Origin of the sequence: Agrobacterium sp. lyk4-40-TYG-31 (assembly GCF_030209855.1) — a bacterium.
GTDB lineage: Bacteria > Pseudomonadota > Alphaproteobacteria > Rhizobiales > Rhizobiaceae > Agrobacterium > Agrobacterium vaccinii.
In genome coordinates, this window is sequence record NZ_JARVRE010000003.1 from 93,301 (window position 1) to 113,824 (window position 20,524).

At 57.6% G+C, this 20,524-nt stretch carries 15 protein-coding genes and 2 tRNA genes; 7 read left to right on the forward strand and 10 right to left on the reverse strand.

Going from position 1 to position 20,524, the window contains the following annotated elements; translation table 11 throughout:
* Positions 1-51: 51 nt before the first annotated feature.
* Together QRN55_RS03580 and QRN55_RS03585 are read right to left on the reverse strand one after the other, a co-directional pair.
* Positions 52-714, reverse strand: coding sequence for a CHASE3 domain-containing protein (locus QRN55_RS03580; RefSeq protein WP_284774889.1), 663 nt, complete (start codon positions 712-714; stop codon positions 52-54).
* 475 nt (positions 715-1,189) lie between these two features.
* Positions 1,190-1,279, reverse strand: a tRNA-Ser gene (locus QRN55_RS03585).
* 215 nt (positions 1,280-1,494) lie between these two features.
* On the opposite strand from QRN55_RS03585, the gene QRN55_RS03590 reads away from it, so the two are divergent.
* From QRN55_RS03590 to QRN55_RS03600, 3 genes are read left to right on the forward strand one after another with little or no spacing between them, the layout of a single operon-like run.
* Positions 1,495-2,313: an N-formylglutamate amidohydrolase gene (locus QRN55_RS03590; RefSeq protein WP_284774891.1), complete on the forward strand. Its 819-nt coding sequence runs from the start codon at positions 1,495-1,497 to the stop codon at positions 2,311-2,313.
* Complete coding sequence (locus tag QRN55_RS03595) at positions 2,310-4,184, forward strand: flavohemoglobin expression-modulating QEGLA motif protein (protein ID WP_284774894.1); 1,875 nt, start codon at positions 2,310-2,312, stop codon at positions 4,182-4,184. The genes QRN55_RS03590 and QRN55_RS03595 overlap by 4 nt, the downstream gene beginning before the upstream one ends.
* Positions 4,185-4,195: 11 nt before the next feature.
* The gene (locus QRN55_RS03600) at positions 4,196-5,242 is read left to right on the forward strand and encodes a glutathione synthase (RefSeq protein WP_111841142.1); all 1,047 of its coding nucleotides are present in this window, start codon (positions 4,196-4,198) and stop codon (positions 5,240-5,242) included.
* Positions 5,243-5,267: 25 nt separating this feature from the next.
* On the opposite strand, the gene pbpC is transcribed toward QRN55_RS03600, so the two are convergent.
* Both pbpC and QRN55_RS03610 read right to left on the reverse strand, forming a co-directional pair.
* A complete protein-coding gene (pbpC, locus tag QRN55_RS03605; protein WP_284774896.1) occupies positions 5,268-7,349 on the reverse strand; it encodes a penicillin-binding protein 1C in 2,082 nt (693 codons plus the stop codon).
* The gene (locus tag QRN55_RS03610; protein ID WP_284774898.1) at positions 7,346-12,793 is read right to left on the reverse strand and encodes an alpha-2-macroglobulin family protein; all 5,448 of its coding nucleotides are present in this window, start codon (positions 12,791-12,793) and stop codon (positions 7,346-7,348) included. Before QRN55_RS03610 ends, pbpC begins: the two co-directional genes overlap by 4 nt.
* 268 nt (positions 12,794-13,061) lie before the next feature.
* Between QRN55_RS03610 and kduI the strand changes: the two genes are divergently transcribed.
* Together kduI and QRN55_RS03620 are read left to right on the forward strand one after the other, a co-directional pair.
* Positions 13,062-13,919, forward strand: a complete 858-nt coding sequence (gene kduI / locus QRN55_RS03615) for a 5-dehydro-4-deoxy-D-glucuronate isomerase (protein WP_502871283.1) — start codon at positions 13,062-13,064, stop codon at positions 13,917-13,919.
* Between the two features lie 11 nt (positions 13,920-13,930).
* The gene (locus tag QRN55_RS03620; RefSeq protein ID WP_284774902.1) at positions 13,931-14,266 is read left to right on the forward strand and encodes a cupin domain-containing protein; all 336 of its coding nucleotides are present in this window, start codon (positions 13,931-13,933) and stop codon (positions 14,264-14,266) included.
* A 75-nt stretch (positions 14,267-14,341) separates the two neighbouring features.
* Here the strand turns inward: QRN55_RS03620 and QRN55_RS03625 are convergent, their stop codons facing one another.
* From QRN55_RS03625 to QRN55_RS03640, 4 genes are all read right to left on the reverse strand, one after another.
* Complete coding sequence (locus QRN55_RS03625) at positions 14,342-14,530, reverse strand: Trm112 family protein (protein ID WP_111841137.1); 189 nt, start codon at positions 14,528-14,530, stop codon at positions 14,342-14,344.
* A gap of 9 nt (positions 14,531-14,539) precedes the next feature.
* Positions 14,540-15,211, reverse strand: a complete 672-nt coding sequence (locus QRN55_RS03630; RefSeq protein ID WP_284774905.1) for an LON peptidase substrate-binding domain-containing protein — start codon at positions 15,209-15,211, stop codon at positions 14,540-14,542.
* A gap of 102 nt (positions 15,212-15,313) precedes the next feature.
* A complete protein-coding gene (gene trxA, locus QRN55_RS03635) occupies positions 15,314-16,279 on the reverse strand; it encodes a thioredoxin (protein ID WP_284774907.1) in 966 nt (321 codons plus the stop codon).
* A gap of 39 nt (positions 16,280-16,318) precedes the next feature.
* Complete coding sequence (locus QRN55_RS03640) at positions 16,319-16,828, reverse strand: prolyl-tRNA synthetase associated domain-containing protein (protein WP_284774908.1); 510 nt, start codon at positions 16,826-16,828, stop codon at positions 16,319-16,321.
* A gap of 257 nt (positions 16,829-17,085) precedes the next feature.
* Between QRN55_RS03640 and QRN55_RS03645 the strand changes: the two genes are divergently transcribed.
* Positions 17,086-17,160: transfer RNA gene (locus QRN55_RS03645), tRNA-Gly, on the forward strand.
* A 202-nt stretch (positions 17,161-17,362) separates the two neighbouring features.
* On the opposite strand, the gene QRN55_RS03650 is transcribed toward QRN55_RS03645, so the two are convergent.
* Positions 17,363-18,526: a M20 aminoacylase family protein gene (locus QRN55_RS03650; RefSeq protein ID WP_233137462.1), complete on the reverse strand. Its 1,164-nt coding sequence runs from the start codon at positions 18,524-18,526 to the stop codon at positions 17,363-17,365.
* Positions 18,527-18,770: 244 nt separating this feature from the next.
* Here QRN55_RS03650 and QRN55_RS03655 point away from each other — a divergent pair, with 244 nt between their 5' ends.
* Positions 18,771-19,808, forward strand: coding sequence for a D-alanyl-D-alanine carboxypeptidase family protein (locus tag QRN55_RS03655; RefSeq protein ID WP_284775442.1), 1,038 nt, complete (start codon positions 18,771-18,773; stop codon positions 19,806-19,808).
* A 31-nt stretch (positions 19,809-19,839) separates the two neighbouring features.
* Here QRN55_RS03655 and QRN55_RS03660 read toward each other — a convergent pair whose 3' ends face one another.
* The gene (locus QRN55_RS03660) at positions 19,840-20,460 is read right to left on the reverse strand and encodes a TetR/AcrR family transcriptional regulator (RefSeq protein WP_284774914.1); all 621 of its coding nucleotides are present in this window, start codon (positions 20,458-20,460) and stop codon (positions 19,840-19,842) included.
* Positions 20,461-20,524 lie beyond the last annotated feature (64 nt).

Here is a 20,524-nt window from a genome sequence, read left to right on the forward strand (position 1 = left end):
CCAAACCCGGTCCGCGAGTGGAGAATGACCGGACTTATGAAAAAACCTGCATTACGATACCAAGCGCTTTCTCGTCAGGTACATTTCAACCCCTGCCCGCGTCAAAAAAGAAGCCAGCCCTACGATGATCGCCACAATACGGATACGCAGTTCATCAGTCTCGACCTCTGCCTGACGCGTTTCCAACAGATCGCGTTCGCTGACCGTAATATTGCCGATGATAACGCGGATACGATCCATCGTTCCGACCGCCATATAAGATATCTCATTCGCACGCGCGGCTTCTGCACTCTGGTTGTCGTGCAGCGATATCGAGTGGCTCAACTCGGCCAACTTCTGATCGACCAAACTCTTTAGAGTTGCGACACGCGCGACCTGCGCACTATTGTCGGAAATCCTCGTTGATAAATCATTTTGGAGGATATGCAGCCGTTCCATCGCTTTTTCATAAGGCGCGAGATATCGACGGTCACCACTGACGAGATATCCCCTCTGGCCCGTTTCCGCATCATCGAGCGCTATGAGAACATCCTTCGTCGTGTCGATCGCCTCATAGGTGTGAACAACCATATCCTGATGATCGCTCAAAAGGGTGTGGGTCCATGTCGTGGCCAGTACGCCTGACGCGATCACGACCCCGATAGGGATCGATCGCAACAAAGTAGGAACCGTAAGATACCTCTGACGCAACGAACTCCAGGACAATTCACTCATTTCGTGGCTCGCTCAACCCATACCCGCCTGAATCTCTTCGCATCCACCAAGCCACCACATTGGTCCGTTGTCGCCAAATGAATATCGCACGGAGTCATCAACGACACCAACTGCGTTTTCGGCTCACCATGAGCAGCAATATCTTCAATTTATCGAAGCGGATGTAAAGCAGTCGAAATTTACAGCCGCGCGATGCTTGCGAAGCAATGCCATCATCGGCGAACCCATAGTCGCCCACGCCCTTCTCAGATGAGTTCGCTCGGTTTCGAGCTTATAAATCTGGTCTACAATCGCCCTAGTTTTGATTCACTGCAGCCTCGATTTAGAGGCCCCTCGTGACCAGCGGAAGGTTTAATCTCACAGATTTAGGATAGATTGTGATTGCACTCTTATCGCCTAATCAGCCGCGATTAACGGCATGGCCCTAAATTGATAGGGCAGACACACAGTATCTTCTGCATTTCTGAGACAATCATGGCGGAGAGGGTGGGATTTGAACCCACGATACCCTTGCAGGTATGCCGCATTTCGAGTGCGGTGCATTCGACCACTCTGCCACCTCTCCGCGGGCACGATTTTTTAGGGTCGTGCGGGCGTTCTCATAACCAGCAATCTGGATGTGTGCAAGGGCTAAATGCTTGCTATGGCGGCGGTGGGTCAAGTTTTTGATGGATTTGTGAATGGGGTGTTCTGATAGGCGATGTTCGCCTGTCACGTTAAATGAATTCGGAACAAAACTTCTCGTCGTGCGGTTTCAATGCTGTTCAATGTGAGGGCGAGATGGGTTTGTCGGGAGAGGGTTTTGAGCGGAGTGTGAGGCGCTTCTGGTCGGTCGAATGTGGATTGAGCCCCGTGGTTGGCACGGCGATCCATGAGGGGCACGGTGTGCGCGATGACCTGCTTCCGATCATGGGTTTATCTTCCGATGAGAGGCTGAGGGAAGAAGATCCCTTTACGGCTGACATGATTTCTGAGCTAACCAACCGGGTTGTCGTGCATCGCTCCCGGTTCGAGCTTGATCTTAATAGGGCGCGAGATCAGGCCATTTATCTGACGCCGGAGCAGGCATGGGGGCTGAAGGTTTGGCGCGAAAAGCCGACAGATGGTTCGATTGAGCAGTCGCTTGCGTTTCATGATGATTATTATGCCATGCTGCAACAGATGCTTGAGGTTGTCGAAAAACGCCATGGCGCGTTCGTTGTGCTGGATGTTCACAGCTACAATCACAGGCGCGGCGGTGCGGATGCGAAGCCAACGAACCCCCACGATGCTCCCGATATCAATATCGGCACCATCTCCATGGACCGGGCGCGTTGGGCCGATGTGGTCAATACTGTGGTCGATCATTTCAGCGCCGCGAAGATTGGCGGACGTCAGTTGGATGTTCGAGAAAACATTGCCTTTCAGGGAAAGGGTGAACAGACCCGTTTCGTTCACGAGAATTTCCCGCAAAACGGCTGCGCCATCGCGATCGAATTCAAGAAGATATTCATGGACGAGTGGACGGGACAGCCTAACCAGAAGATCATACGCGACATCAGCAACGCGATGACCGCGCTTGAGGCGAAGCTGGAGGATTTGCTGAGGGCGCGAGCGTGAGCGCGGCTGGGGCAAGACAGCGGGTCAATACGTCCAACATTCAGGACGAGGTCGTAGCGTGTCTTAATGCAGGAAAAGCCATCCGCACGGATATCGGCACCGACGGGCGTCTGCACATGGACAGGCCTCTGCCCTTCCTTTGCCTGCACCTGACTGCCGGGACCAAAAATCTGGCGGCTAGAGATATCGCGTCGGCCCATGCGTCCTATCTTATTGCGTCCAGCCTGGCCGAGGCGATGCCAATCCTGACGGTCGTTGGGGCGGAAATGGAGAAACGCTTTGGGACCTTCATGGTTCTGGATGTGGGCGAATTGGAACACGACATCCTGCTAGCGGATGATTCGCCGTTCTTGCCGCATTATGAGGTCGCGGTTTCCTCGACGGAAGAGCCGGTAACGCTGGATGCGAAGCGCGTTTTCATCAAGGCTGTTTGTGACGCTGAAATTCGTTTTCGCACCCCACACATCACCCGACCCGATGACGAGCATGACCCTATCGCCGCATTTAAGAATGCAGGGTTGGATTACCCTGTCATCAGCGTGCGTTTTGCGCCGATCTACCGTCAACCAGAATCGGGAGCGGATTATCCGGGCCTTCGTGAGACAATGATTGCCGATCTTTTCGATGCAGGTCTGCGAGCTTTCGCAGCATTTTCTACGAAGACCCAGGCGCTCAACATTCCCTCGCACCGGGCATTGGGGCGCAAGGCGTTCGTGGATGCGGTGCGCCGGGCGGATCGTTCAATCGATGACATCGCCGCTTCCTTCGATTTTCTGCTGTCTGTCACACCCATCAACGCGCGACAGGCCCTCAAGGATTTCCGTGAGAACGGGTTTGAATACGCCCCGCATTTTCTGTATCGCCCGTTGAGCGTCGATGTCGAAGAGCAAAAACGCAAGCTTTATTCAGTGGCCTTCGATCACCTCGAAGACCCCGTTCTCTATAACCTTTACCGTGAGAAGCAGCAGGAGATCGACCTTCAGCTCAGCATGCTGGCGCACCTGCACCGACGCCAGTTCACGGATTTCAGCCGGGCGCTGTATGGTTCTGTTGAACCTCCCCTGCTGTCCTTGGCGCAAGACGTCTTGAAGCGCTGCCCTCGCCCCGGCGATGCCGAAGATATCGCCATGGTCGATTGCTACGAGGTGGTGAAGAGCGCACGGCAGATGGTTGATGCCTACCATGCCGAAAATCCGCTTTTCAAAGCGCGCGTCGAGATACGCGACGACCTGCCCCCCGGACTGATGGTAACAGGTGAAAAGCTGCTGATATCACGCCACACTGTGATGGAGCGGCGCCGTTTGGAAGCACTACTCCACCACGAAATCGGTGTTCACCTGCTGACCTATTTCAACGGTTCGGCCCAAGGGTTGCGGCTGTTTCGAACAGGGCTATCGGGCTACGAGGGCGTTCAGGAAGGCCTGGCGGTCATGGCCGAATACCTCGCTGGAGGCATGACGCGCGAGAGGTTGCGGCTGATTGCAGCGCGTGTCGTTGGATGCGCCGCGATGCTGGAGGGTGCCGATTTCGTTGAGACCTTCCGCATGATGACTCGGGAGCACGGTTTCGACGAAGCCAGCGCCTTCAATATGGTTCTGCGGATTTACCGAGGTGGCGGGCTTTCGAAAGACGCGATCTATCTGCGCGGCCTCAGCGAAATACTGGAGCACCTGCGCAAGGGCGGCGCGCTCGATCCGTTCTGGATGGGCAAGATTTCCGCCGCGCATTTTCCTGTCATGCAGGAGCTGGCGTTGCGCGGCCTGCTACATCCGCCCGGCATTCGCCCGGCATTTTTGGCGCCGGCGAAAGCAAGCGAGCGCCTTGAGAAAATACGATCCGGTTTATCGATAGCCGAAATGGCAACTTTATAAGGGAGGGACCTATGCGTCTTGCATTTTTCGTCAATTCAATCGAGGGCGAGCAACCCACCTTTGCAACAGGGTTGATGGCGATGGCCGCGCTGAACCGCGGTCACGAGGTTGTCTATCTGACACCCGGCGACTTTACCCTGCGTGCAGACGATACGCTGGTCGTCCACGCGTTGATCTTGCCGCGCCAGAAATACAAGAAGATCGAGACCTTCCACTCAGTGCTTCAGGAAAAGAAACTGGAGCGACAGACGATCGATATCGAGGAAATCGATGCTCTCATGCTGCGCAACGATCCATCGCTTGATCAGACCGTGCGGCCTTGGGCTGTGCATTCCGGCATCCTGTTCGGGCGGTTGGCGGAGCAGCGTGGCGTGGTCGTGTTGAATGACCCGGAGGGATTGGCACTGGCGCAGAACAAGCTGTACTTCCAGAGTTTTCCGGAAATCGTGCGCCCTACGACCCTGATTTCGCGCAACGTCGAAGAAATCCGTGCCTTTGCGGATTCGCACCCCAAAGGCGTCATCGTAAAGCCGCTACAGGGTTCTGGCGGCAAGAACGTGTTCAAGATCGAGTCCAGCAAGGAAACCAATCTCAACCAGATTTTTGAGGCTGTCAGCATCGAGGGTTACCTGATCGCTCAAGCCTATCTGCCGGCGGCGAAGGGTGGCGATATCAGGTTCTTCATGATGAATGGAGAACCGTTGATGCGTGATGGACAATATGCGGCGCTGCGGCGCGTTCCCGCCAAGGGCGATCTGCGCTCCAACATTCATGCCAGCGGCACGGCTGAGACCGTTGAGGTGACGGATGACGTCATCGCTCTGGCGGAAATGATGCGCCCGAAGCTGGTGGAAGATGGCATGTTCCTTGTCGGCCTCGACATCGTCGGTGACAAAATTCTGGAGGTCAACGTGTTCTCGCCTGGTGGACTGGCGCATATTCGCGATCTTGCCAAAGTCGATTTCACCGACACCATTATCGAATCCATCGAGAAGAAGGTGGCGATGCAACAGGCGTCTGCGGGAATGCTAAGCAACCGATTGCTGGCGACACTCTAAAAAGTAATGTCCGGTATAGGACCGCTTATTCCACGAAGATCCGCACGCTCGATGCGCGGCCATCGGCGTCGATGACGGTGAGGGTGGAAAAGCCCTGACCTTCCGGCACCCATTCGCTGCTGCGGCGGCGGGAGGGCTCTGGCAAAGGTTTGCCATTGGCGAGCCAGTGAAAGGGCGCCCGGCCCCCTTGCAGCTTCAGCACGAGCGGCGAAAGGTTGCCGGTCTGGCCGGTGAGCTCGATGCGTGCACCTTCGGGTGGATAAACGATTTGCGGAGAGGCTTCGCGGCGGGATGCCGAGAGAAGACCGGACGGGGTGACGCTGAAGCGTCGCTGGTTGGCGGGCAGGTCCTTGTAGGCAAGGCGCGATGCGCCCGACGGCGGAGGTGCGAACGGGGTAATGGCAACGCCCGACTTGGTGAACGCCTCAAACAGAATGGGGGCAGCAGAGACATAACCCGCAAGACCGGGCACGGAGCCATTATCGGCGCGCCCGGCCCAGACGCCAATCACGTAACGTCCATCGAAACCCACCGACCATGCGTCGCGATAGCCATAGGACGTGCCGGTTTTATAGGCTATGCCGCGTTGTTTCATGCCGAGCGGCGGCAGGACGCCGGACAGCACATCGGTGATGTTCCAGACAGCCGCTTTCGAAAACAGCGGATCGGCATCCAGCACCTGCGGCGCTCCACGCACGCCATCACCAAGCTTCACCGGCTGACCGCCATTGGCGAGTGCAGCGTAAAGCTGGACTAGATCGACCAGCGATAGACCCGCGCCACCGAGCGCGATGGCAAGCCCCGGCGCTTCGGCTTTTGGGAGCACCATCTGCACCGATGCGCGGCGGAAGCGAACCATCAGCGCTGCGGGACTGACGGCATCCAGCAGGCGTACAGCGGGCACATTGAGTGAGAGTTGCAAGGCCTGGCGAATGCTGACATCGCCCTGATACTGCATGTCGAAATTACGCGGGCGATAACCGGAAAAATCGGCCGGGCGGTCTTCGATGATGCTTTCCTGCGCGATGAGGCCATTTTCGAAGGCGAGGCCATAGATGAACGGCTTGAGTGTCGAGCCAGGAGACCGCACGGCGCGCGTCATTTCCACCCAGCCACGACGGTTGGTATCGAGGAAATCGGACGAGCCGACTTCGGCCATGATGTCACCGGTGGTGCTATCCGCCATGACGATGGCGACCGAGACCTTGTCTCCGAGTTTCTGGGCGGACCGACGGGCAAGCTCTTCCAGTTCGCTTTGAATGGAGACGCGCAAAGTGGAGCGTATCTTTTCCGATTTGGGAAATCTGGCACGTGCCGCCTCCGCCATGTGCGGCGCAAAGGACGGGAGGTCCCGACGCTTCGAGGGCACCGTCGCAATTGCCGCACGGCTCGCCTCCCCCTCACCCACCACGCGGGCGACGGCCAGACGCTGCAATACGCGCTCGCGGGCCATGCGGGCTGCCTCGGGGAAACGGTCCGGGCGGCGCTTTTCCGGCAATTGTGGCAGGGACACCAGAAGGGCCGCCTCCCCTGTATCCAGCCGCTTCGGCTCCTTGCCGAACCATGCGAGGCTTGCGGCCCTGATACCTTCGAGATTTCCGCCATAGGGCGCGATGTTGAGGTAGAGATCGATGATCTCGGCCTTGGTCAATCGCCGCTCGATCTGCCATGCGCGAACCATTTGCAGAAGTTTGGCGCTGAAGGAACGATCCGCGCGCGGCTCAATCAGGCGTGCGACCTGCATGGAGAGCGTCGATGCCCCAGAAACGATGCGGCCATTGGTCAGCAACTGCCCGGCAGCCCGTGCAAGCGCCTGAAAATCGACGCCACCGTGATCGAAAAAGCGCTGGTCCTCATAGGCGACCAGCATGCGCACGAACTGCGGGTCAACATCCGCAGCCGTGGTTTTCAGCCGCCAGCGGCCATCCGACGTGGCGAAGGCGCGCAGCAGTTTGCCATCCGCATCCAGCACTTCCTGCGAGGCGATAGCGGCATTGTGCAGCGGCGGCGGATAGGCGCGGTCCAGTCGGTCGAGCCCACAGACGGCAGCGCCAGTTAGCACCGCTGACACCACGAAACCGCCTATGAACGCGCGCCACCTGATCATTTCTGCGCTGCGCGAACCTCCATGCGCCCGGTTGCGGTGCGGGCCGAGAACTGCGGACGGTACATATCTTCAACAGTCGCCGCCGGATTATCGTAGGTGCCGGGAGTGACCGCACGCACGACATAGGCGAGCGTGATTTCCGAGGCATCTCCGGCGGTACGATCGAATGCTGCCACGAAGCGGTCATAGCGGAATTCGGTATGGGCCGTTTCCGTTTCTGGCAACCAATCGAAATTGGTAAGGGCCGCACTGTTGACGAGGCTTGGATTGTCGATCTCGAAGCCCGAGGGCAAAAGGTCGGTCAGCATGACGCGCGATTGCCAGTCGTGCTTCGGCGTCACGTTAATGACGACGACATAGCGTTCGTTCTGCTGCGTTTCGCTGATATTTACCTCTTCTCCAGCAAGCGAATAATAGGTTTTTTGAATATCGAAGCCATCGCCGCCCGCAGGCAGCGGCTGGGCCGGTGGCGCAACGGTCGTGACGACTGCAGTCACCGCATCTGCGGACGCATTGGTAAGCTTGATGGGCGATTGCAGCAGATCGTCGCCGGTCAGCGTCTTGCTGTAGCCGCCTTCGACCAACACACCGTTGACATCGAGCCGCACATCCTTGTCCTCGCCTTGAAGGGCGCGCGCCGCAAGCAGCATCCAGGCCTGTTCCTGCGTGCTGGTATAGGACTTCGCATCCCATGCCTTGGCAACGGCGCTGGCCAGTTGCGGCACGACAGCCGGAACCGGGCGGCTTTCCGCGGCAAGCGCCAACGAGGCCGCACCATCACGCAGCGCCGAGCCGTAATCGGCACGTGCGAAACTAACTTTCGTGTTGGCCGAGGCCATGCTGAGCGACGCACCGAAGACGGATTTCGACCTGGCAGCATCGCCATATAGCGAAAGTGCCGATGCCAGTTGCGCCTTGGCCAGCGGTGTTGGGAAATCGTTCAATGCCGTGTCGGCGTAGTAGCGCAGATCGTTGATGGCAGCCTTACGATTGCGGGCGAGAACGTAGAGCGAGTATGCGATCTCGTTGCCGCGATCCCTTACATTGGTGTCATATGCGAGACCGTTTTGCAGGTTGGTCAACGCCTGCACCATAGCAGTCTCAGGAACATCGTAAGACTGTTCTCGCGCCCGGGTCAGGAAGTCGGTGATGTAGGAATCCAGCCAGAGATCACCCTCGCCCGGCCCCCAGAGACCGAAGCTTCCAGACGAGGACTGGAAGGACAGCACACGATAGATTGCCTCCTGCACGCGCTTGCGAATATCGGGATCGTCGGCGCCGCCACGCTGCTTCATCAGTTCCGAAACATAGAGCAAGGGCAGTGCACGGCTAGTGGTCTGTTCGGCGCATCCATAGGGATACTTGTCCAGCATCATGACCAGTGCGGGCACATCGAAAGCCGGGGAACGGGTGACGTTGACGGCAACCGACGAGCCGAGCAGCATGCTTTCCGCCAGCAGGTTTCCGTCCACCGTCAGCGTGCTGTTGGGTGCGATCTTGATGTTGCGGCGGGTCGTGACCGGCAGCACAGCGGGACGCACCGGAATATTCAACGCCTGCTCCAGCGAAAGCCCGCTGGCATTAGAAAGCTTGATGGAAATAGCGCCATTGCCAAGGTTTTCGCCCGTCAGCGGTACGGTGAGCGAGGTTTTACCGCCTTTTTGCAGCAACAGGGTCTGCGATAGCTCGCCCTCATCCACCGTGATCGCCATGTTGCTGGCAACAGCAAGCGTGTAATCGCCCGCCTCGCCATCGGTGTTGGCGATATCGATGCGCATTTGCGACACATCGCCGGGGCTGAGGAATTTCGGCGCGCTGGCCGTGATGACGACGGGATCACGAATGACGACATCCGACACGGCATGACCGACGCCCGTCTTCGTCCACGCAACCGCCATTACACGGGCCGTGCCGTTGAATTGCGGGATATCGAAACGCACGGTGGCCTTGCCATCTGCGTCCAGCTCCACCGGTCCTTCGAAGAAAGCGACGAGCTTTTCAGTGGGAGGACTGCCCTGAAGTGCTGTCTGCCCACCATCGCCACCAGTTCTGAGACGGCCTGTGGCACCCAGCGAACCATCGATCAGGCGACCGTAGATATCGCGGATTTCCAGACCCAGACGGCGCTGGCCGAAATACCATTCATCCGGCTTGGGTGGCTCATAACGGGTGAGGTTGAGAATACCGACATCCACAGCGGCAATGGTGACATAGGCTTTTTCACCGACACCGGCACCGGAGACATGGATGGGGATTTCCAACGGCTGACGCGGCAAGGTCTGCTTTGGCAGATCGAGTGCGATGCCAAGCTTGCGCTCGCCCGGATCGACCGCTAGCCACTTGATACCGATGGCGCGCATGGGCATGCGGCTTTCCTGTGCATCGCCGGGGCGGAACAACGTGGCGGTGACGTAGGAGCCAGCACCCCAATCCTTGGTGACGGGAATATCAATCTCGCCACCCTTATCGCCGATCTCGATATTCTGAACCGCGATCAGCTTTTCCGAACCGGACGCGACCATCAATTGCCCGGAGAAACGAGAGGTGACCTGCAATTTGGCGGTGTCACCGATCTTGTAGCTCTGCTTGTCGAGCGCGATTTCCAGCGCATCGGGCGTTTCGGTGGAGCTTGCCGACACGTACCAGCCAGCATCGAATTCGACGCTGGAGACCGGACCGTTATTTTCAGGCGATTCCACTTCCAGACGGTAGCGACCCCAGGAGGCGGGTACGGAAATCTCGCCGCCATTGGCATCGACCGATATGGTGCCGGTCTCCACTTGCTTGGTGTAGACAACAGGTTCGTAGCGCCAGGAACTGCCCTGACGGTACCACTGGTAATTACGCTCGACCTTGATGAGCTTCCATGTCAGCCCGCTCATGGCCTTTTTCGCGCCATCGGCGCCTAGCCCGATAACGTGAAAGCGACCGATGGAGTTTTCCGCGAGATCACCGGAGAACTGCGGCTTGATGCCGATCATCGCGCTATCGGATTTGACCGGCAACGTGAGCGATCGCTCAACGGCACGACCGCCCGCCTCACGCATACGAAGGGTGATGTCGGCAGACAGGAACTGCGTGGTGGACGGTAGATCGGCCAGCGTGACATTGAACGTGGCCTTGCCGTCTTCATCCAGCACCGGCAGGGCATCCAGCGTCGTACGGCTTTCCTCTTCAGTTTCCTCATCCGCCAAGCCGAACATGTAGCCTTCGAAGCCGGGATGGGTCCGGGTCGGCTTCAGCGCGATTTCGCCTTCGAGTTCCAACCCGGCAGCGGGTGCACCGTAGAGATAACGACCATCGACATCGATTGCCGTTTCACCGGCAGGATCGATCTCCTTCGCTTTGCTGGTCAGATCGAATTCGGTTCTGTCAGGTACGAAATCATCCACGAGGAAGGATTTTTCGCTGATAGCAGCGGTTTTCGGATCAGTGTGAATTCGCAGCGTCCAGGTGCCGCGCATGGCGTTTTCCTGCAACGGTAGTTCCACCGCATGACCGCCGAGCGCCTTGCCGTCGCTGACAAAACGTCGGTCCTCCACGCCATCGGGCCGGGAGAAGATGAAGGTCAGCGGCAGGTTCTCCACCGCATTGCCTTCGATATCCCGCGCCAGTGCTGCCGCATGCACGGTTTCACCGGCACGGTAAATGCCACGTTCCGTCCAACTGAACACATCGATGGCACCGGGCGCGGCGCGACCCGTCACACCACGGTCGGAGAGGTCGAAACCGGCGCGGGTCATATCGAGGAAAACGTAATCCTTCTCACCATTGCGCGCAGTGATGATGGCAGGCGCCTGCCCTGCCGTCCCGCGCATGAGGCCTGCCGAAAACGTGGCGCGGCCTTCACCGTCCGTGGTGGCGGTGCCGAGAATTTCGTTGTTCTTGGCAAGGAGCTGAAGCGAGACGCCTTTGAGCGGTTTCGCACTGCTGAGCGCACGAACGAAGACATTGAGGCCATCAGTCCCGGCGTAGGTGGTGATGCCGGTATCGGACACGAGGAACCACTGTGTTGCGCGCGAATCCCAGCTCTCGGCAGCAGTGCCTGGGGGAACGGCGGTCAGCATGTAGATGCCCGGCTTGCGCTCCGGCAACGCCTCATCCACCGGGAAACTGGTGGCGACGTCCTTGTTCAGCTCGCTCTTGATATCTATGGCGCCCTGCCAGACGAGCTCGCCTATTTCCGTCTCGATGCGCTCTGCACCATAACCATCCATCTGCGTCAGGAACTGCGAATTGGACAGCAGTGCGGTGATATTGCGGTCGCCGACACGGTAAAGCTTGAGATCGGCGTGGTCGATATTGACGGAAACGAGAGGAATGCCGCGCCGGGCGGTGCCGGGAAGGACGAAATTTTCGCCGGTAAAACGCACCGAGCCGGAACGGTCACGAACGTAGATGTCCAGATCGACCTGTTTTTCGAGCGGCTCCTCGACCGAGGAGGGCAGACCTGCGCGCAGGGCGATCTTGTAGCGTTGGCCATGGGTCAGCGCCTCCACGCAAATCTCGCTGCCCTTTGCTTCGATGGCCTTTGGCGCTGCGCCATCCAGTGTGACGAAGGACGTGTAATCGACGCCGTTTTTCACCAGCGGTTCGGAAAACTGGATGCAGGCACGCGGGCTGACGCTATCGGTATCGACAGTGTTGCCGATGACGCGGAAGCCCTGGCGGGTTCTCAGGTCAGCATAGATGGCACGGGTTTGCGGAACATCGGAGAGCGCAAGGCTCGCCTTATAGGCATCGAGCGCGGCACGGTAGCTCTGCGTCTTTTCGAATGCCTGCGCCAACGTGTTCAGCGCATCGGTACGGGCAGACAGGGTGCGGCTCAGCGAATAGGCATTAAGGGCAGCGGACGCCGCCTGTCCGCTGATCTGGTAATTGTTCTTGACCTTTGCTGCGGAGCGAGAAAGTTCTGCCCAGACAGCGCCGTCGTCAGGTGCAAGCGCCAGCGCCGCCTTGTAACCATCCACGGCCAGAGCGTCATTTCCAACGGCAGATTGCTGGCGGGCAGCGGCAAGAAGATCATCCACCTGCTGGCCGTCACCAGCTGCGGGAAGGTCTAGTGTCAGGCGGCGGGCCTGCTGATAAAGGCTGTCATCCACAAAGGAGAGTTTTTGCGGCGCGCCGATATCCGGTTCGCTGGCGACCTCGACCACCTTCCCCGCGACAGCGCCGGGGAACGCATTGAGCTGGTTGAAATCCGACTTGAGGAAGCACCACTTCACCTTGGGATTATAGGTGAAGGCCTTGCAGGATGCGTCGTTGATGCAGATGGTTTCGCATTGCGGCTGGGAGACGTTCTGTTCCGTGCGCAGATCGAAACCGAAATAGTCACCGTTCTGCGTAGTGACGATTTTTCGCGTCGTCTCCTGGGCAGACACGGACTGGAACGCAAAGGTTGCCACGACCAACAACAGGCTTTTCAAAGCAGCGCGCATGGACATCAGTCTCTCCCCCGGTCCGTCTGACTGCGCTGACTTTGCTCGCATTCATGAAGAAAAGTCAATGTGAGAGCGACGCCCCGCAAACAGGCGGCGTTGTGCAGACGGACGGCTGAGGGGACTTTTCCATCAGCTAGGTGGGTTACCTGCCTTACAAGTTAAAATGCCTCATTTATCGCACCTGTGAGCAACCAATCGCTGTTATCGAGAGACGAGCTGTTGTTGACATCGGATTCTCATCGCATATATGTATGATGACTTTTCACGAGATATGATAGGAAGAGCCGTGGGCCAGACTGAATATACGAACCGCTTCGCCATCGACCCAAAGACCGCTGCGAAATTTGGCACAGAAGAGCTTCGTGAGAACTTCCTGCTGCCGCCTTTGTTCGTTAACGACACGGTTCAACTGCACTACACCAATTACGATCGTATGATTGTGGGTGGCGCCGTGCCCGCGTCCGTTTCGCTTGAACTCGAGGCCATCAAGCCAACGGGCACGAAGTCCTTTCTCGACCGACGCGAACTGATCGTCGTCAATATTGGCGGCAAGGGCACAGTGACTGTGGATGGCACGGCGTTTGAAACCGGCACGCGCGACATGGTCTATGCAGGCCTTGGTGCGAAAGTTTCCTTCGCGTCCACCGACTCTGGCACGCCTGCCAAATTTTATCTGCTGAGCGCACCTGCGCACGCAGCCTATCCGGCAAAACATATCAGCATCAACGATGCAAAGCGCGTCGATCTCGGTTCGCAGGCGACCAGCAACGAGCGCTCGATCTTCCAATTCATCCACCCGGAAGGCGTGAAGACTTGCCAGTTGGTGGTGGGCATGACCAGCCTTGCGCCGGGCTCCGTCTGGAACACGATGCCGTGCCACATTCACGACCGCCGTATGGAAGCCTATCTCTATTTCGATCTGCCGGAAACGGCGCGCGTCTTCCATTTTCTCGGTGAGCCGGGCGAAACACGCCATCTGGTGATGAAGAATGAAGAAGCCGCCCTTTCACCGGGCTGGTCGATCCATTCGGGTGCCGGAACAGCGAATTACTCCTTCATCTGGGCCATGGCCGGAGATAATGTCGACTATACCGATGTCGACCCCGTCACCATGGACGACCTGAAATAAGGACCGCGCAGATGAGTGAAAGCAAAGCATTCGTAAACGCCGAGGACGGCTTGTGGACGCCGACCGAACCGGGCGTTTCGCGCCGCATCATGGCTTATCTGCCGGAAATGATGATGGTCGAGGTCGTCTTTGAAGAGGGTGCCGTCGGCTCCCTCCACTCTCACCCGCACATTCAGGCCAGCTATGTTGCCGAAGGCCGCTTCGAAGTGACGATCGATGGTGTGACGCAAGAGCTTGGCGTTGGCGGAACATTCATCGTCAAGCCTGACCTCGTGCACGGCGTGAAAGCGCTCGCGAAAGGTCGCCTGATCGATACATTCACCCCCCACAGGGCTGAATTTCTTTAAAATAGATCGGGTCGGCCCATCAGGCTGGCCCCTATTTCACGATGACGACTGAGATGAACTGCGCGAAACTAGACGCTAGTCTTCTATCGTCCGCGCTTCCGAAACCAGCATGATCGGCACGCCATCGCGGATCGGATATGCAAGCCGTGCACTCTCAGAAATCAGCTCTCGTTTTTCCCTGTCATAGGACAGACGTCCCTTGGTCAATGGGCAGACCAGGAGATCGAGCAATTTAGGATCGACGTTGCTGAGTTTTTCGTCCATTTCAGGCCCTTACTGCAACAGGGTGCCGGGTTCGCTGCTGCCTTGAGCAAGAACGATTTCCGTGATGGCGATCAGCGTATCGGCGCGTGACTTGAGATCAGGCGCTTCCAGAAGTGCCTGCTTTTCGGCGGGGCCAAACGGCGACATCATGGAAAGCGAGTTGACGAGCACGCGGTTTCCGGCTCGCTCCACGCTTTCCCAGTCCGCTTCCAGCTGATTGGCATCGAGGAAGGATCGAAAGACCCGCAGCAGGTTTTCACGGTCAACGGCATCTTCGTCATATTCGCCCGTGAGGTCGGACAGGAACGGGGCGTGCTTGAAGGTACGATACGGTGCGCTGGTCGCCACTTCATCCAGCAGACGGAAACGGCACACACCGCTGAGAGAGACGAGATATCGCCCGTCTCCCGTTTCCGAAAAGGACGTGACGCGCCCCAGACAGCCGACCTGACTGAGCGGACCATCACCCTTCCCGGTGTCCAGACCCTGCAAGGATGGCTGCACCATGCCGATCATACGATCCCCTGATAGAGCCGCATCAAACATGGCAAGATAGCGCGGCTCGAAGATATTAAGAGGTAGTTGCCCCTCCGGCAGAAGAAGGGCGCCCGACAACGGAAACACAGGGACGACGTCCGGCAGATCGGTGCTCTTGAGATATCGTGCATTTCCGACGTGCATGGGAAGGGTCCTCGCTTCGAGACTAGGCCGTGCCGCCTTGCTCCGTTCAAGGCGCCACAACCCTATAAGTGTGGTCTGCGACCTGACATCGCAAGGCGCGGGTCAGGAAAACAGTATCGATGACAGCTTTCTGCGCGCCAATACCGATGCCGGATCCTTGAAGCCCCAGCTTTCCAGAAACTCGACAAGCTGCTTGCGAGCACCGTCGTCCTCATACGTACGATCCTTGCGCATCACCGTCAGCAACTGGTCTGCCGCTTCATCGCGACGGCCCTGCGCATTGAGGATTTTGGCAAGCTTCATGCGGGCATCGTGGTTGTCGGGATCGGCTGAAAGTTCGCGTTCCAGCGCTGCCGGATCGCCCAGTTGACGGGCTTCTTCATATTGCGCCAGCTTTTTGGATGCCGCCTGAATGGCCGGATCGGCCAGCAGTTCCGCGGGAACGGAGGCAAGGAGATCGCTGGCGCGCTGATATTCACCAACGGCAATCATGCATTCGGCAATACCGGCAATTGCAGTGGCATTATCAGGGTCCACCTGCATGACGAAGCCGAAAAGCTGGGCCGCACCCTGATGGTCGCCATCGGCAAAAAGCTGCTTGGCCTCGGCTAGGGCAGCATCGATTTCCGCCTGTGGATCGTTTCCAGCAGGGCCCGCAATCTTGTCTATGAATTCTCTGATCTGGCTTTCAGGCACGGCACCCATGAAACCATCCACAGGGCGACCATCCTGAAAGGCGACGATAGCCGGAATGGACTGAATGCCTAGCTGGCCGGGAATGGAAGGGTGATCATCGATGTTGAGCTTGACGAGCTTAACGCGACCGCCAGCCTCGTTGACGACCTTTTCCAGCACCGGTGTCAATTGCTTGCAAGGGCCGCACCATGGGGCCCAGAAATCCACCAACACCGGCTGGCGGCGGGATTCCTCTATGACGTCCTTGGAGAAATTCGCCGTCGTCGTATCCTTGATATGCGAGGCCGCAGCCGCGGCCTGCGGCGCGTTGCCATAATTGACGGAGCCAGTCATATGTCCGCTGTTGGACGTTCCGTAGGGATTATCGCTCATATAAAGTCTCCGTTCATGTCGCAGCGCAAAGATCGTACTTTATTCGGTGACTTTCAAGACGAGCGGCGTGTGCCCTGTCGCCTCCAGAAACCGAATGAGGTCATCGCGGCCAATCGTGGTGGTCGCATCGTTGGAAAGCGGGTGGCCGTTGATCAGATCGTGCTTCATCAACTCACTGTCGAGAACGAAGGTCACATCGTTACCCAGATCGTTGATGGCGCCGAAGACGGTGACGGAGCCGGGAACGACGCCCAGATACTCCAGCATCTTTTCAGGGCGACCGAACGAAACGCGACTCGAAGCATCGATGGTCTTATGAACCGTTTTCAGGTCCACCACCGCATTCTCCTCCACGGTCAGCACGAAGTATCTGTCCTTCTTGTCCTTCACAAAAAGGTTCTTGGTGTGACCGCCGGGAATCCTGTCACGCAGAGATTCGGACTCGGCAACTGTGAAAACCGGCTCGTGCTGCACCGTCTTGTGATGGATGCCGAGGCTATCCAGCAAAGCGAAAAGGTCCTGCGCGGTTTTCGGGGTTTGCTCTGTCATCATCGCCTTCTTATACCGTCGGATTCGGTTTTCTCTGAAACTGTCATTAAGCCCTCAAAACAGCTTTTGCAATCGCCCAGGGGATTTCGATATCGAAATAATATAACGTTTTCCGTTAGTTGAGAGCTTTTTCCAAAATTTCTTACCCTTTTTGTCATTTCCCTGTTGCATTTAAAAAGCGGTTGAGCGATATAGCCCTCGTCGCCGCAACGCAGCGACCCGCGGTTCAGCGATCTACCCCGAACCACGGATTTTGAGCGGGTGTAGCTCAGGGGTAGAGCACAACCTTGCCAAGGTTGGGGTCGAGGGTTCAAATCCCTTCGCCCGCTCCAATTTCCTCTAAATGAGTAAATTGAAACAGAAAATCCAGATACATGGACTTTTCTCTTTGCACTTCAATCATCCTCTGCCGCCTTGTGAAACGCTTCATAGTCTTGGGCGACGTGATTATATTTCACGTCCATTATTGTTGTGGAAACGCGGAGACGTGACGACCGCACGAATGGCGCGGTCGTGATCGCCTGAGTCACATAATTATTCAGCCAGTCGCTGCTCAGCGAGTTTCACCCAGTAGGAAATGCCGTAGGCCAGGGCTTCATCATTAAAGTCGTAGCTGGGATTGTGGAGGCCTGCACTGTCGCCATTGCCCAGAAAGATAAATGCGCCAGGCCGCTCGTTCAGCATGTAGGAAAAATCCTCCCCCGCCATGGACGGATCGACGTCGGGATCAACGTTCTTGTCGCCCACAACATCTCGGGCGATGCGGATGGCATGTTCGGTTTCATTGCCGTGGTTGACGGTGACGGGGCAATAACGCTCATAGACGGCTTCGGCCTCCGCACCATTGGCCTGCGCGATGCCTTCCGCCATCTGCTTGATCCGCGCTTCGGCCATATCCCGCACGTTTTCGTCCAACGTGCGGACCGTTCCTGCAATCACCGCCTCGTTGGGGATGATATTGTGACTGGAGCCCGCTTGAAAACGGGTGACGGAGACCACGACCGAGCGTATGGGATCGGCATTGCGCGACGCGATCATCTGGAGATTGGTGACGATCTGCGCGCCGATGGCTATGGGGTCCACCGTGCGATGTGGCTGCGCGGCATGGCCGCCCTGCCCTTTCACTACGATAGAGAACTTGTCTGGGGCTGCCATGATGCCGCCTTTGCGGATGGCGAAAGAGCCCAGCGGAATGCCCGGCATATTGTGCATGCCATAGACTTCATCGATCTTGAACCTGTCCATCAGGCCATCCTGCACCATCGCAAGCGCCCCCGCTCCGCCCTCTTCCGCAGGCTGGAAGATCAGCGCGACGGAACCTGCGAAATTGCGTGTTTCCGCCAGATATTTGGCAGCACCCAGCAACATGGCCATATGGCCATCATGCCCACAGGCATGCATCTTGCCATCGACTTTCGATGTCCAGGGCTTGCCGGTTTCCTCGACGATCGGCAGCGCATCCATGTCGGAGCGCAGACCGATGGTGCGGCCCTTGCCACGCTGGCCATGGATGATGCCGACGACGCCGGTGCGACCGATGCCGGTCACGATTTCGTCGACGCCGAAGGATTGCAGTTTCTCAGCGACGAATGCAGCAGTGTCGTGCACGTCGTAGAGCAGCTCGGGATTTTCATGGAGATGACGTCGCCACTCGCTGGCCTGCACCTGCAATTCCGCGGCTCTGTTCAATACTGGCATTCATTTATTCCTGATATTCCATTCTCGGCATGGCGAAATGCGCTTTCCCCACGGTGGATATTGCGCCGCATAATTGACGCAATCAATGTACTTTGCCATTGCTAGGCCATATATTGTGAATATTGCAAATCCCGTAACGATGACGGGAATTCGAGGATCCGCCTTGCAATCTACTTCCAGACATGGCCGCGCCGCAGGGCGGCTGGTAAAAACCACTGCTGCAATTCTGGCCGGTGTCCTGACGATGACGTCTGTGACCAACGCCAACCCTAAGATGGTGATCGATGTCAGAACCGGCAAGGTGATCTCGCATCAGGAAGCATTTCGTAAGTGGTATCCCGCGTCGTTGACCAAACTAATGACGGCATATCTGGCGTTCAGCGCGATGAAATCCGGCAAGCTCAGCCCGCAGACCGAAGTGGTGATGAGCAAGAAGGCCGCGGATCAGCCTGCCAGCAAGATGTATTTCAAGCCCGGCTCGAAGCTGACGCTGGACAGCGCTCTGAAGCTGCTGCTGATCAAATCCGCAAACGATGTTGCCGTCGCCATTGCCGAAACGGTGGGCGGAACGACGGAAAATTTCGTGGCGCAGATGAATGCGCAGGCAGCGCGTCTGGGCATGACGTCTACCCGCTACGTCAACCCCAACGGCCTGCCCGGCAAGGGTCAGTACACGACAGCGCGCGATCTTGCCGTTCTAGCGCTGCTCCTGAAGCGCGAATTTCCTGAATATGCTGGCTATTTCTCGCTGGAAGGCGTCAGCACCGGCAAGAAGAACTATGCCAATTACAATATGTTGGTCGGTCGCTTCCAGGGGGCTGATGGCATGAAGACCGGCTTTATCTGCGCCTCCGGCTTCAACCAGGTGTCCTCGGCCTCGCGCAATGGCCGTCAGGTCATCAGCGTGGTGCTGGGCGCCGATAGCCTTGCGGGCCGCACCGACCAATCCGCAGACCTACTACAGATGGCTCTGACATCCTCAAGTGGACAGGGCGTCTCTCTCGCATCGCTGGCACCTTATGGCGAGACAGCCGATGTCAACGATATCAGCGCCGATATCTGCAACCCGAAGGCCGCAAAGGTTCGCAGCGAAAGCCGCGACGAAGCAGGCCGCATGATCATCAAATCTCCCTATGTGCAGGAAATGACCCGCCCGCCGGTCTACTCCTACGCGGGCCTTATTCCGGGCAGCGAGACGGTGGTCGCCAACAGTGCCAGCACGGCGAGCAAGGGCGCAGATGCGGCCAATGTGCCGATCCCCATTCCGCGCCCGGCCTTCTGAGACCAACCGGACGCGACGGGCCTTATCGATTTTAGCCTTGAGGCCGCGTCAGCAGCGCGCCCATGATGAGATCGAGGTGTGACTCGATAAAGGACGGGAGTTCCGGATCGCGGCGGTCACCGTGGATCAGGGTCTCCACCGCTATTCCGACGATCGGTGCGAAGACGATCCGCGAACTCGCTCTGGGGCCCGGAACGAACTCGCCCTTTTTGACGCCTTCGTCTAGCAATTCCTGCAAACGCCCGAGAATCGGCTCTATCAGTTCTTCTGTATGCGTATCGATGACATGCGGAAACCGTGTTCCCTCTGAGATGACGAAGCGCAGCATTTGCCGCAACCGTCGTTCCGTCAGCAGCCGGTCATAAAGCTGGAGTATGAAGTTCTTCAGCCGCTCCTCGCTGTTGCCGCTCAACTCTCCCAAATCGGTGAGAAAGGTTTCGAGCGGCGAAGCGATATGGCGTATCATTTCCGCAAAAAGTTCTTCCTTGGTGGGAAAGTAGACATAGACGGTGCCTTTGGTGACGCCGACGCGTTCTGCAATGTCTTCCACTCGTGCCGCCGTGAACCCGTGTTCCACGAACTCTTCAAATGCTGCTTCCAGAATTTGCGTGGGCCGAAGTGCCTTCTGTTCGGCGCGTGTCAGCCGTTTCATAGTGATCCTTAACCATCTGCGCCCGATCAATTCGAGGACACAATAATTTCATTGACTGTCCGGT

Excerpts from the sequence above, each read along its gene's own strand:
- QRN55_RS03655 (WP_284775442.1), top strand. The coding sequence starts at position 18,771 with ATGACGTCTGTGACCAACGCCAACCCTAAGATGGTGATCGATGTCAGA.
- QRN55_RS03650 (WP_233137462.1), bottom strand. The coding sequence starts at position 18,526 with ATGCCAGTATTGAACAGAGCCGCGGAATTGCAGGTGCAGGCCAGCGAG.
- trxA (WP_284774907.1), bottom strand. The coding sequence starts at position 16,279 with ATGAGCGATAATCCCTACGGAACGTCCAACAGCGGACATATGACTGGC.
- QRN55_RS03640 (WP_284774908.1), bottom strand. The coding sequence starts at position 16,828 with ATGACAGAGCAAACCCCGAAAACCGCGCAGGACCTTTTCGCTTTGCTG.
- QRN55_RS03580 (WP_284774889.1), bottom strand. The coding sequence starts at position 714 with ATGAGTGAATTGTCCTGGAGTTCGTTGCGTCAGAGGTATCTTACGGTT.
- QRN55_RS03610 (WP_284774898.1), bottom strand. The coding sequence starts at position 12,793 with ATGTCCATGCGCGCTGCTTTGAAAAGCCTGTTGTTGGTCGTGGCAACC.
- QRN55_RS03600 (WP_111841142.1), top strand. The coding sequence starts at position 4,196 with ATGCGTCTTGCATTTTTCGTCAATTCAATCGAGGGCGAGCAACCCACC.
- pbpC (WP_284774896.1), bottom strand. The coding sequence starts at position 7,349 with ATGATCAGGTGGCGCGCGTTCATAGGCGGTTTCGTGGTGTCAGCGGTG.
- QRN55_RS03630 (WP_284774905.1), bottom strand. The coding sequence starts at position 15,211 with ATGCACGTCGGAAATGCACGATATCTCAAGAGCACCGATCTGCCGGAC.
- QRN55_RS03590 (WP_284774891.1), top strand. The coding sequence starts at position 1,495 with ATGGGTTTGTCGGGAGAGGGTTTTGAGCGGAGTGTGAGGCGCTTCTGG.
- QRN55_RS03625 (WP_111841137.1), bottom strand. The coding sequence starts at position 14,530 with ATGGACGAAAAACTCAGCAACGTCGATCCTAAATTGCTCGATCTCCTG.
- kduI (WP_502871283.1), top strand. The coding sequence starts at position 13,062 with ATGATAGGAAGAGCCGTGGGCCAGACTGAATATACGAACCGCTTCGCC.
- QRN55_RS03620 (WP_284774902.1), top strand. The coding sequence starts at position 13,931 with ATGAGTGAAAGCAAAGCATTCGTAAACGCCGAGGACGGCTTGTGGACG.
- QRN55_RS03660 (WP_284774914.1), bottom strand. The coding sequence starts at position 20,460 with ATGAAACGGCTGACACGCGCCGAACAGAAGGCACTTCGGCCCACGCAA.